Origin of the sequence: Nonomuraea sp. NPDC046570 (assembly GCF_040645915.1) — a bacterium.
Taxonomy (GTDB): domain Bacteria; phylum Actinomycetota; class Actinomycetes; order Streptosporangiales; family Streptosporangiaceae; genus Nonomuraea.
Genome location: NZ_JBEYZF010000003.1, coordinates 428,148 through 440,565, shown reverse-complemented (window position 1 = coordinate 440,565; position 12,418 = coordinate 428,148). Strand labels below are relative to the sequence as shown.

At 73.2% G+C, this 12,418-nt stretch carries 4 protein-coding genes; all 4 read right to left on the bottom strand.

Going from position 1 to position 12,418, the window contains the following annotated elements:
• Positions 1 to 36 precede the first annotated feature (36 nt).
• Positions 37 to 1,458 carry an MFS transporter gene (locus ABZ911_RS08055; protein ID WP_358053159.1) on the bottom strand — a complete coding sequence of 474 codons (1,422 nt, stop codon included), beginning with the start codon at positions 1,456 to 1,458 and terminating at the stop codon, positions 37 to 39.
• A 96-nt stretch (positions 1,459 to 1,554) separates the two neighbouring features.
• Positions 1,555 to 2,655, bottom strand: a complete 1,101-nt coding sequence (locus tag ABZ911_RS08050; protein ID WP_358053157.1) for a glutamate--cysteine ligase — start codon at positions 2,653 to 2,655, stop codon at positions 1,555 to 1,557.
• Positions 2,656 to 2,914: 259 nt separating this feature from the next.
• Positions 2,915 to 6,013 (bottom strand): amino acid adenylation domain-containing protein, encoded by a 3,099-nt coding sequence (locus ABZ911_RS08045; protein WP_358053155.1) that lies wholly within the window; start codon positions 6,011 to 6,013, stop codon positions 2,915 to 2,917.
• A complete protein-coding gene (locus tag ABZ911_RS08040; RefSeq protein ID WP_358053153.1) occupies positions 6,010 to 12,387 on the bottom strand; it encodes an amino acid adenylation domain-containing protein in 6,378 nt (2,125 codons plus the stop codon). The genes ABZ911_RS08045 and ABZ911_RS08040 overlap by 4 nt, the downstream gene beginning before the upstream one ends.
• Positions 12,388 to 12,418 lie beyond the last annotated feature (31 nt).

The following is a 12,418-nucleotide window of genomic DNA, read 5'->3' as shown; positions in this document are numbered from 1 at the left end:
AACGGCCAGCCTACGACTCCCGGCACCCGCGTGGGTTCAGTGCACGTGCGGTGTGCTGGACGCGGGCAGCCGGCCGCCCGGCATCAGCCCGGCGGCGACGAGCGCGGCCACCCCGGCGGCGACGGCCGAGGCCAGGAAGGCGGCGGTGAATCCGGTGACGCCGCTCCCGGTCAGGCTGGCGGCGGCGATGGTGGACAGCACCGCGATGCCCACCGCGCCGCCGAGTTCGTGGAAGGTGTTGACGACCCCGGAGGCCAGCCCCGCCTCGTGGTGCGGGGTCAGGGCCAGAGCGGTGGTGGTCGCCGCGACGAACACCGCGCCGAGCCCGACCGAGGCGACGGTCAGCCCCGGCAGCAGCGTCGTGTAGACGCTCGCCCCGGCCGACAGGCCGGTCAGCAGGCCGGTGCCGATCGCCGCCACGACCAGGCCGGACACGGCCACCACCCGGCCGCCGAGGCGGCCGACCAGGCGGCTGCCCAGGTGCGCGCCGAGACCGGTGCCGACCGCGACCGGCAGGAACAGCAGACCGGTCGCCAGGGCGCTGTAGCCGCGCAGGTGCTGCAGGTAGAACGAGCCGAGGAAGAACAGCCCGATCAGGATCCCGGTGGCGACCAGCATCAGGAACGCGCCCGCCAGCACGGGACGCCGGGTCAGCATCTCCACCCGCATCAGCGGGGCGCGCACCGACCGCTCCACAAGGGCGAAAGCGGCGAACAGGACGACGGCCGCGACCAGCGGGACCAGCGTGCCCGCGTTGCCCCAGCCCGCGTCACCGGCGCCGACCAGGCCGTAGATCAGCGACGCGGTGGCGGTGGTGACGAGCACCGCGCCCGGCAGGTCGATCCGCTGCCTGACCTGCCCGGCGGGCCGGGCGCTGACGAACACGGGCAGCGCGGCCAGCAGGGCGAGACCGGCCGGGACGTTGATGAAGAACACCCACCGCCAGCCGGGCCCGGCCGTGAGCGCCCCGCCCAGCAGCACGCCGAGCGCCGAGCCCGCGCCGCCGATCGCCGCCCACACGCCCAGCGCCCTGTTGCGCTCGGGGCCGTGGAAGGCGGTGGTGACGGTGGCGAGCGCGGCGGGGGACAGCAGCGCGGCGCCGACGCCCTGGGCGACGCGCCCGCCGACCAGCGTCGGGGCGTTCTGCGCCAGGCCGCTCACCAGGGAGGCCAGGGTGAAGACGGCCAGCCCGGCGAGCATCAGACGGCGGGCGCCGAACACGTCGGCCAGGCGGCCGCCGAGCAGCATCAGCCCGCCGAAGAACAGCGTGTACGCCGTCACCACCCAGGTGAGCGTGGCCCGGGTGAGACCGAGGTCGGCGCCGATGTCGGGCAGGGCGACGTTCACCACGGTGACGTCGAGGATCAGCATGAACTGGGCGGCGCTGATCAGCGCCAGCGCCCGCCAGCGACGCGGGTCCGGCGGCGCCTCGGCGGCCGCGGAGGAGTGGAGGGACACGGACTGCTCCTTAACTCGAACATCGATGTACGAGTTAATACTATAGAGGGGCAGGGTATTCCCTTGGTCGGGCGTGGCGGTGGAGCGCCGGGCGGCTCAGGACGAGGTCTGCGTGGTCTCGGCCGAGAGGTGGTCCACCACGGCCGCCAGGTGGCCGGAGCGGGCGAGGGTCTCGCGCTGGCGTCGGGCGGAGGTGCCGCGGTGCCGTACCCGTTCGACCAGGTCGAGCACCTCCTTCCAGTCGCCCGCCTGCTCCAGGGCGTCGCGGACATGGGTCAGGAGGCGGTCGACCATCGCCAGGGCGGGGATCGCCTCGGCGGTCGCGGGGTCGATCAGGAGGCCGTCGAGCCCGGATCGGGCGGCCCGCCACATGGCTGCTCTGGCCAGGCCCGGAAGGGCTAGCAGGGGCGGGCGGTCGTGCGCGATCTCCTCGATGCAGGTGGCGACGAGGGCGCGGGACAGCGCGGCCTGCAGGATCGTGTCGTCGATCGTGGGGCACACGTCCGCGACGCGGAACTCCAGGGTCCGGCTGCGGGTGCCGAGGCGGGCGTCCCAGTAGATGTGGCCGGTGTCGAGAATGGTCCCGGAATCCATCAGCAGCCGGATTCGGTCGGCGTACTCCTGGTGGGAAGCGTGGATCGGGGGCGGCCCCGCGACGGGGAAGCCGCTCCACAGCATGGTGCGGTAGCTCTGGTAGCCGGTGTAGGCGCCTTCGTAGAAGGGGGAGCTCGAGGACAGGGCCAGCAGGACGGGCAGCCACGGCCCGACCCGGTTGAGGACCTGGACCGCCAGCTCGCGGTCCTCGATGCCGACGTGCACATGGCAGCCGCACGTGGCCCGGCGCTGCACCACGTCCTGGTAGTGCTCCAGGATGTCCGCGTAGCGGGCTTTCGGGGTGATCGGCAGGTCGCGCCAGCCGGTGGTCGGCATCGTCCCGGCCGCCATCACCGTGAGCGCCGAGGCGGCGGCGGCCCGGTCGAGTGAGGCGCGCAACGCGCCGAGCTGGTCGCGCAGTTCACCCAGGTCCCGGCATATCCCGGTGCGGGTTTCCACAATGGACAACTGGTATTCGTGATCGAAGCCGTAGTATTCGGTGGCGGATTCCTGCACGCGCAATAACTCCATTGCGGGCAATCCTGTTGGGACCAGAGTTCGATTCACCGGGTCGACGACGAAGAACTCTTCTTCAACTCCCATGGTGAGCACACCGTGACTATACACAGAGATGGTGGGAATACCCCGCGACGGAGATCAGCTTTGTCGCGGGAGGTTGCGCCGGGTACAGCCGCTCACTCCGGTGAAATGAGTGCGAGTGTGACCTTCGTTAGGGGTTTCGGTCGCCCGGCATTCATGTAAAGGCATTGGGTTATAGTTTTCGATCGTCCATATCCAGGAAATAGACAAAGTCGGGCCCCGCATAACCCGAGTTTCGGTCGGCGCATCGAACCCGGAAGGCTTACGAAATGTTGTCCGCGTCCACCAGGGACGCGGCCTCCTCCTCGGTCAGCAGGTCGATCTCGGCGGCCAGGCGCGCCTCCACGGCGGCGGCCAGGCGGCGGACGGTCCTGGTGGTGAACAGCGTGTTCAGCGGCAGCTCGATGCCGACCTCGGTGCAGATCCTGGCCACCACCCGGGTGCCGAGCATGGAGTGCCCGCCCAGGTCGAAGAAGTCGTCGTCGACGCCGAACCCGGAGCGGCCCAGGATCTCACCCCAGATCTCGTGCACCAGCTCCTCGCTCGCCGTGCCGGGCTCGGCCGGGGCCGCCACGGGCTCGTCGCCGGCCGGGGCGGGCAGCGCGGAGCGGTCGAGCTTGCCGTTGGGCAGCCGGGGGAAGGTCCGCACGGCGACGAAGAGGCTGGGCACCATCGTCGCCGGGAGCCGGTCCTGCAGGAAGGCCCGCAGCTCCGCCGCCGGGGCGTCCGCGTCGAGGTAGGCGACCAGGGCCCGGCCGCCGGGCGCGTCGTCCCTGACGGCCGCGACCGCGCGCCGTACCGCCGGGTGGGCCGTCAGGGCGGACTCCACCTCGCCGAGTTCGATGCGGACGCCGCGGACCTTCACCTGGCCGTCGTCGCGGCCGACGAACTCCAGGGTGCCGTCGGCCGTGCGGCGGACCAGGTCGCCGGTGCGGTAGAGGCGCCCGCCGGGGGAGCCGAACGGGTCGGGCAGGAACCGCTCGGCCGTGACGCCCGGTCGCCCGCGGTAGCCGCGGGCCAGGCCGTCGCCGCCGAGGTACAGCTCGCCCACCACGCCCAGCGGCGCCGGGGCCAGGGCGTCGTCGAGCACGTAGGCGGTGGTGTTGGCCACCGGCAGCCCGATGGAGATGGTCGCGGCGCGCTCGGGCACCCGGTGGACGAGGGACCAGATGGTCGTCTCCGTCGGCCCGTACAGGTTGTGCAGCTCGCCCGCCACCTCGTGGATCCGCTCCGCCAGGTGGGCGGGCAGCGGCTCGCCGCCGCTGAACACCCGGGGCAGCCCGGCGGGCAGCTCGCCGAGGATCTCCGCCAGCACCGAGGGCGGCGCCTGCACGGTGGTCACGCCCGTGTCCGTCAGCAGCCGCCCCAACCCCCCCGTGCCGTACGGCGGAGCCACCACCACGCTCCCGCCCGACAGCAGCGGGCCGAACAGCTCCAGCGCGGCGATGTCGAAGGAGAGCGGCGTGAGCAGCAGCATCCGCTCGGCCGCGTCGAAGGCGAGGCTCTCGACCAGGTTCACCACGCCCCGGTGCGGCACCATCACCCCCTTGGGCACGCCCGTGGAGCCGGAGGTGTAGATGACGTAGGCGAGCGCGTCCACGGAGACGGCGGGCAGCTCGACGCCGGGGGGCGTCTCCTCGAAGGGCTCGTCCACGAGCAGCGCGGGCACGCCGGGCATGGCCAGCGCGGAGGTGGTCAGCGACAGCACCGCGCCGGAGTCGGCGAGCATGAAACGCAACCGGTCGGCGGGGTAGCGGGGATCCAGCGGCACATAGCAGCCGCCCGCCTTCAGCACCGCGAGCAGCGCCACCACCAGGTCGGCGCCCGGCGGCAGGCACACGGCCACCGGCGACTCGCCGCCGACGCCCCGCCCGCGCAGCCGCCGCGCCAGCCCGTCCGCGCGCTCCTCCAGCTCGGCGTAGGTGAGGGTGCGGCCGTCCGCGACGACGGCGGTGGCGTCGGGGGACAGCGCCGCGCGCCGGGCGACCAGCTCGTGCAGCGGGCGATGCGGGTAGGCCGAGCGCGGGCCGTGCCACGAGGTCAGCAGCCGCTCCCGCTCGGCCGCCGAGACCAGCGGCAGGCGGGACAGCGGCAGGCCGGGGTCGGCGGTCACGGCGTCGAGCACGGTGAGGAAGCCGTCGGCCAGGCGCGCGATCGTGCTCTCGTCGTACAGGTCGGTGCTGTACTCGATCCAGCCGCTCATCCGGCCCTGCGGGTTCTGCACCTCCAGGGTGAGGTCGGTCTTGGCGGTGCCGGTGCCGTACTGGCCGCGCGCGTCGACCGGGAGCTGGTTGAAGGCGACCTGGTAGAGCGGCGTCCGGGCGGGGTCGCGGGGCGGGCGCAGCTCCTCCACCAGCCTGGCGAACGGCACGTCCTGGTGGTCCAGCGCCTCCGTCACGGTGGTGCGGACCCGCTCGACGATCTCGCTGAACGCCGGGTCGCCGCCCAGGTCGGCGCGGAGCGGCAGGGTGTTGACGAACATGCCGATCAGCGGGTTCAGGTCGGGCAGTTCCCGCCCGGCCATCGGCGAGCCCACCACGACGTCGGTCCGGCCGGTCCAGCGGGCGAGCAGCGCGGCGAAGGCGGCGAACAGCACCATGAACGGCGTCGCCCCGGCCTCGCGGCCCAGCGCGGCGACCCGTCCGGTCAGCTCCTCGGGCACCGAGAAGGCGTGGTTGGCGCCCGCGTAGCTCAGCTCGGCCGGGCGGGGCCGGTCGGCGGGCACCTCCAGCGGCACGCTCCCGGCCAGCCGGGCCCGCCAGTAGGCCAGGTCGTCGTCCAGGGCGCCGCCGCTCAGCCGCTCGTGCTGCCAGACGGTGTAGTCGGCGTACTGGATCGGCAGCTCGGGCAGCTTCGGCGGGCGGTTCTCGCGCAGCGCCGCGTGCGCCTCGGCGAGCTCCTCGCTGAACACCTCGGCCGACCACGCGTCGAAGATCGTGTGGTGGGCGACGAACAGCAGCCGCCACTCGCCGCCGCCCAGCTCCACCAGCCTGGCCCGCCACAGCGGCGGCCGGTCCAGCGGGAACGGCTCGGCCGCGTCGGCCGCCGCGATCCTGGCCAGCTCGGCGCTCCGCTCCGGCTCGGGCAGCCCCGACAGGTCCGTCCGGGCGACGGTGACCGGCACCTCGGGCGCGATCACCTGCACGACCCGCTCCCCGCGCAGGGCGAAACCGGTGCGTAGCGACTCGTGCCGCGCCACCACCGTCCGCAGCGCGGGCTCGACCAGGCTGGGGACGACCGGTCGGAGGCGCTCCAGCCGCGAGCAGCCCGCCACGTTGTAGAGCGGCAGCGCGGGCAGCAGCGCGGTGAGGAACCAGATCCGCTCCTGCGCGTACGAGGCGGGGAAGACGTCCTCGGTCAAAGGTCCTCCGTGAGGCAGTCGCGGATCTCGTCGGCGATGGGGGCCAGCGCGTCGATCTCGCCGATGGTGGCCAGCCAGTGCCACTGGTCGAGCGCGTGGTAGAGCCGGTAGAAGGCGACGCGTTCGGCCCAGTCGGCGGGCAGCTCGCCGTACCCCTCCAGCAGCGCGCGGCGGCGCAGCGGGTCGCCGCGCACCGCGAAGTAGTCGGTGCGGGCCAGGTCCATCAGCGGGTCGCCGCCGAGCGCGTTCTCCACGTCGATGACGCCGGTCAGCTCCCAGCCGCCCGGCCCTTCGGCGACCATCACGTTGCGCTCGTGGAAGTCGTGGTGCAGCAGCACGGGCGTGGCGCAGCGGCCGATCAGGTGGCGGCGCTCGCGCACGTACTCCTCGACGCGCGCGTGCAGCGCCGGGTCGCCGCCGAACTCGGCGAACTGGGCGAGCTTCAGGTCGAGCTGGCCGCCCAGATACGCCTCGTTGGACGGCTCGGGCACCCCGTCGATCGGGCCGAACTCGCGCAACTCCACCCCGTGGACGGCACGCAGCACCCGGCCCATCTCGCGGTACAGCCGCTCGATCGTCTCCGGCTCCAGCGCGCCGGACACCTGCGACAGCGGCCGTCCCGGCACCTTCGACATGACCAGGTACGCCTGCGGCAGGTCGCGCTTGGAGTCGTCGGCCCGCACCACCACGGGCGCCCGCGCGCCGCTGCCGCGCAGCAGCTCGTACACCCGCATCTCCTTGCGCATCCGGGCGGTGAACAGCTCCGGATAGAGCTTGAAGATCAGCTCGCGGCCGGCGGTGCGCACCTCGTAGACCGCGCTGATCTCCCCGCCGGTCCGCAGCACCACGCCCTCGACCGGCTCGCCGAGCAGCTCGCCCGCCTTCTCCGCGCTCAGCGGCATGGTGAGCGCCTTGGCGAAGGCGGGCGCGGTCCAGGCCAGGCTGACGGTGTTGCCCGCCCGCTCGCGCAGCGCCTGCGCGCCCACCAGGTCGTCGGGGTCGGCCTCGGGCATCTCGTCGTCGAAGCGGGCCAGCACCGGGATCCGCATCGAGACCAGCACGTGTACGGCGATGCCGAGGCCGAGCAGGATGTACATGAACGCGATGCCCCGGCCGGGACCGACGCCGATCACCGCGCCGACCGTCGAGGCCAGCGCGCCGCCCGGCGCCAGCAGCGGTTCGAGCAGCCGCTCGCCCAGCGGGGCGACGACCGCCATGCCCACCGGCAGCGTCGACCAGGAGATCATCTGGTTGAGCGCCATGACCCGGCCGTGGAAGCGCTGCGGCACCTTCACATGGATGATCGTCATGAAGACGCCGTTGACGATCGACAGGCTGCACCACAGCCCGAACGCGCCGAGGCCGACCACCAGCGGGGAGGCGTGCAGGCCGGTGATCACCGCGAACAGGCTGAGCAGCAGCGTGCTCAGCAGCACGGCGCGCATCCTGCGCCTGCGGGGTCCTCCCCACAGGGCGACGACCAGGCCGCCGACGGTCGCGCCCAGGCCGCCGACGAACGAGATCCGGCCCGCGGTGCCGAGGTCGGAGAAGGCGAGCACCAGCGGTGAGATCGACATCAGCACCGCGGCCAGCATGACGTTCAGGACCGCGAAGTAGAGCAGGGCGGCCCGCAGGTGGCGGTTGCCCAGCGACATGCGGAAGCCGCCCGCGATCTCGGCGGCCAGCGACTCCCTGCGCTCGTGCGCCATCGTCGCGGGGAAGCGGATGAGCAGCAGCGCGACGAGTACCACCGCGAAGCTGGCCACGTCGATCACCAGGATGCCGCTGAGGCCGATGGTGGACAGCAGCCCGACGGCCAGCAGCGGGGCGACGAACTGGGAGGTGCCCATCAGCATCTGCACGATCCCGGCCGCGTGCCCCAGGTACTGCTTGGGCACGAGCTGGGGCAGGGCGGAGGTGAAGCCGAGCCGCTGGAAGATCAGCGCGACCGACAGCGCCGCGGTGAGCGGGTAGATGTGCCAGATGTCCAGGGTGCCGGTCCACAGCAGCAGGCCGAGCGCGAGCTGTACGCCGCCGGCCAGGCAGTTGCCCACGATCATCATCCGGCGCCTGCTCGACCGGTCGACGATCGCGCCGATCAGCGGGGCGGCCAGCACGCCCGGCATGATCGCGAGGGCGACCAGCAGCGCGAAGTTCACCAGCGAGCCGGTCGTCGTGTAGACCCAGATCGGGATGGCGAAGTCGGTCACCGCCGTGCCGACCATGGAGACGAGCTGGGCCGCCGCGACCGCCATGAAGCGCCGCATGCTCGGCTTCGGGGCGCTGTCCCGTTGCGGCGGCGGGTCCTGCCCGAGCGTGGAGGTCTCCTCGATCCACCACCCCGCGCCGGGCCCGCGCGAGCGCCGGTCGAGGGTGTCGGCGGCGCCGTACCCCATCGCCACGTGCGCGTTGGTCAGCACCTGGGCCAGGTCGTCGGCGCGGTACTTGAGGAAGTAGTGGCCCGCCTCGTCCAGGATGACCAGCGCGGTGGAGGGGGCCAGGAAGTGCCACTCGCGGTAGCGCTCGCGGTAGTAGTCGGTCGCCGGGTCCTGCTCGCCGACCACGGCGACGACCGGGGCGCGCAGCGGCTCGACCCGCTCCGACAGCATCCGGGTGAAGCTCTCCTCGGCGATCAGGGTGTCCCGCCGCTGGTTGCGGACCATGAACCGGACCTGCTCCTCGTCCAGCCCGGAGATGTCGTTGCCCATCGACTTCATGCGGTTCTCGTAGGCCCGGTCGCCGCGCAGCCGGTCCAGGCGGGTCAGCCGGCCGAGCGGCCCGGCGATGCGGCCCTGCGGCCTGGCGAAGGGGAAGATCGCGCCGATGTACACCGCGGCCAGCTCCCGGCCCTGGGCCTCCAGCCGCCTGGCCACCTCCACGGTGACCGCGCCGCCGATGCCGCAGTGGCCGTACAGCGCCAGCGGGCCCTGGACGCCGTCGAGGATCTCGCTCACGCAGAGCTCGATGACCTCCTCCAGCGGCATCGTCGGTTCCTCGGGGCGGCCGGGGTCGTGGCCGGGGAAGGCCATCGAGTAGAGCGCGCACTCCTCGGGCAGCGCGTCGGCGAGCGGCTGGTAGACCAGGGCGCTGCCGCCGCCGTACGGGATGCAGACGTAGGTGATGGCCGGGTCTCGCCGGGACCTGGTCAGCTCGTAGAGCAGGGTGCGGCGCTCGCCCTCGGCGGGGGCCGGGCCCTCGACCAGCTCGGCCAGCGCCCGCACGGTGGAGTGCTTGAACAGGTCCATGACGCCGATCGCGCGCCCCTCCACCGCGGGCAGCGCCCGCCGCAGCCGGGCGACCGCCTGGATGGCCACCAGGGAGTGGCCGCCGAGCTCGAAGAAGTCGTCGTCGGCGCGTACGGCGGGCACCTCCAGCAGCTCCTGCCAGATGCCCGCGATGGCCAGCTCGGCGGGCGTGCTCGGTTCGGCGCCCCTGCCGCCCTCCTCGCCGTGGCGCCGGGGGACGGGCAGCGCGGCCCGGTCCACCTTGCCGTTGGGGCTCAGCGGCATCGCGTCGAGGTGGACGAAGGCGGAGGGCACCATGTGGTCGGGCAGGATCATCCTGAGCGGGGTCCGCAGGTCCGGCTCGCCGTCGGCCACGACATAGGCCACGAGCCGGGTGTCGCCGTCCTTGGTGGCGATCACCAGGGCCTCGCGGACGCCCGGCTGCTCGCGTAGCACGGCCTCGATCTCGCCCAGCTCGATGCGCTGGCCGCGGATCTTGACCTGGTTGTCGATCCGGCCGAGGAAGTCGATCGCGCCGTCGCGGCGCAGCCGTACCAGGTCGCCGGTGCGGTAGAGGCGGGCGCCGGGCGGGCCGAAGGGGTCGGGGACGAAGCGTTCCGCGGTCAGCGCGGGCCTGGCGTGGTAGCCGAGGGCGAGTTGGACGCCGCCGATGTGCAGCTCACCCGGCACGCCGAAGGGCGCCGGGCGCAGGCCGGGGTCGAGCACGTGCAGCCGGGTGTTCTGCACCGGGTGGCCGATCGGGACCTCCTCGGCACCCGGGGTGCAGCGCCACGAGGTGACGTCGACGGCCGCCTCCGTCGGGCCGTACAGGTTGTGCAGCTCGACTCCGGGAAGCTGTTCGAAGAAGCGCGCCGCCACGTTCGGGGTCAGCTCCTCGCCGCTGCACACCACCCGGCGCAGCGACACGCACGCCTCGACGCCCTCCTCCTCCAGGAAGGCGGCCAGCATCGAGGGGACGAAGTGCATCGTGGTCACGCCCCGGCCGGTGACCAGGTCGCGCAGGTAGGCGGCGTCGCGGTGGCCGCCCGGCGCGGCCAGCACCAGGCGGGCGCCGACGACGAGCGGCCAGAAGAACTCCCAGACCGACACGTCGAATCCGGCGGGGGTCTTCTGCACCACCACGTCGTCGCCGGTCAGGCCGTAGGCCCGCTGCATCCAGTCCAGGCGGTTGCCGATGCCCTCATGGGTGTTGGGCACGCCCTTGGGGCGGCCGGTCGAACCCGAGGTGTAGATCATGTAGGCGGGATGGCCGGCGGTCGCCGTCGCGGGCGGCGGGTCGTCCGGGCAGCCCTCGTGCGGGTCGTCCATCGCCAGCGTCACGATCTCGGCCGGGGGCAGCCGGTCGCGGCACCCCTCCTGAACCAGCAGGACCTCGGCCGCCGCGTCCGCCAGCATGAAGGCCAGCCGGTCGGCCGGGTAGTCGGGGTCCAGCGGCACGTACGCGGCTCCGGCCTTGAGAACGCCGAGCAGGCTGACGACCAGCTCCACCGACCGCTCCCCGCACACCGCCACCCTCGCGCCGGGTCGCACGCCGAGCCCGCGCAGCCGGTGCGCCAGGCGGTTGGCCCGCCGGTCGAGCGCCGCGTAGGTCACCCGCTCGTCCGCGAACTCCAGCGCCACCGCCTCCGGCGTCCGCGCCACCTGCGCCTCGAACAGCCCGCCCAGGGTCGCGTCCTTCTGGTACGGCTGCCGCGGCCCCTCCGCGCAGGCGAGGATCCGCTCCCGCTCACCGGCGCCGAGCATCTCCAGGGCCGACAGCCGGGCGGACGGATCGGCGACGGCGGCGCGCAGCAGCGTCTCGAAGTGGGCCGCCAGGTCCTCGACGGTTCGCTCCCCGAGCAGGTCCCGGTTGTAGACGAACAGCCCGTCGAGCCCGTCGGGGCGCTCGGTCAGGAACAGCTCCAGCTCGAAGCGGGCGGCGCGGGCCTCCAGCGCGAACGGCTCGGCCGTCAGCCCGGGCCAGACGGCGTCGCCGCCCGGATGGCTCTGCATGGTGAGGACGGTCTGGAAGACCGGCGACCGGGATACGTCACGCTCGACGCCGAGCTCGCCGACGAGCTGCTCGAACGGCAGCTCCTGGTGGGCGTAGGCGTCCTCGGCACCGCGGCGTACCCGGGCCAGCAGCTCGGCGAAGGTGGGGTCGCCGTCCAGGTCGGCGCGCATCGCCAGCACGTTGACGAACAGGCCGATCATGCTCTCCAGCTCGCTGCGCGCCCGCCCGCCCACCGGCGAGCCGACCGCGAAGTCCGTCTGGCCCGAGTAGCGGCCGAGCAGCACCTGGTAGACGGCCAGCAGCGTCATGTACAGCGTGGCGTCGTGCTCCCTGGCCAGCCGGGAGGCCGCCAACAGCAGGTCCCGGTCGAGCCGGAAGGCGTGCGCGCCGCCGGTGAAGGTGGGCTCGGCCTGCCGTCTGCCGTCCAGGGGCAGGTCGATCGGCGGCACCCCGGCCAGGCGTTCCCGCCAGTAGGTCAGGTCCGCTTCGGCGGCCGGGCGGTCACGCTGCCACAGGGCGTAGTCGCCGTACTGGATGCTCAGGTCGGGCAGGTTCTCGCCCGCGTAGAGGGCGCGCAGCTCGCCGGTGAGGATCTCCACCGACCAGCCGTCGCCGACGATGTGGTGCAGCGTCACCAGCAGCACGTGGTCGTCGGCGGCCAGGCGGACCAGCGAGCCGCGGATCAGCGATTCGCCGGCGATGTCGAAAGGGCGGGCGAGTTCGGCGCTGAGCAGCTCGGCGGCGGTTCGCTCGTCGGGGGCGTCCAGGCGGCGTAACTCGAAGCCCTCCAGGTCGACGATGTCGGTGGTGGGGCGGCCGTCGGAGTCGGCGGGGTAGCGGGTGCGCAGGATCTCGTGCCGGGCGACGATCGCGTGCAGGGCGAGCTGGAGGCGTTCGGCGTCGAGGGGGCCGCGCAGGCGCAGCACCAGGGGGATGGTGTACGCGCCGGTGCCCGGGGCGAACTGCTCCATGAACCACAGGCGTTCCTGGGCGAAGGTCAGCGGCACCTCGCTGTTCGGCGCGCGGCGGGGGATGCCTCCCACGGGGCCGCCGGCGCGACGGCGGCGCAGGCGTTGCTCCAACAGGGCCCGCTTGGCGTCTGAAAGCCGGATGTCGCCCTCAGGCAAGGAGGTCAAACCTGTCTCGCTTTCTGTGGGGGACGGCGCG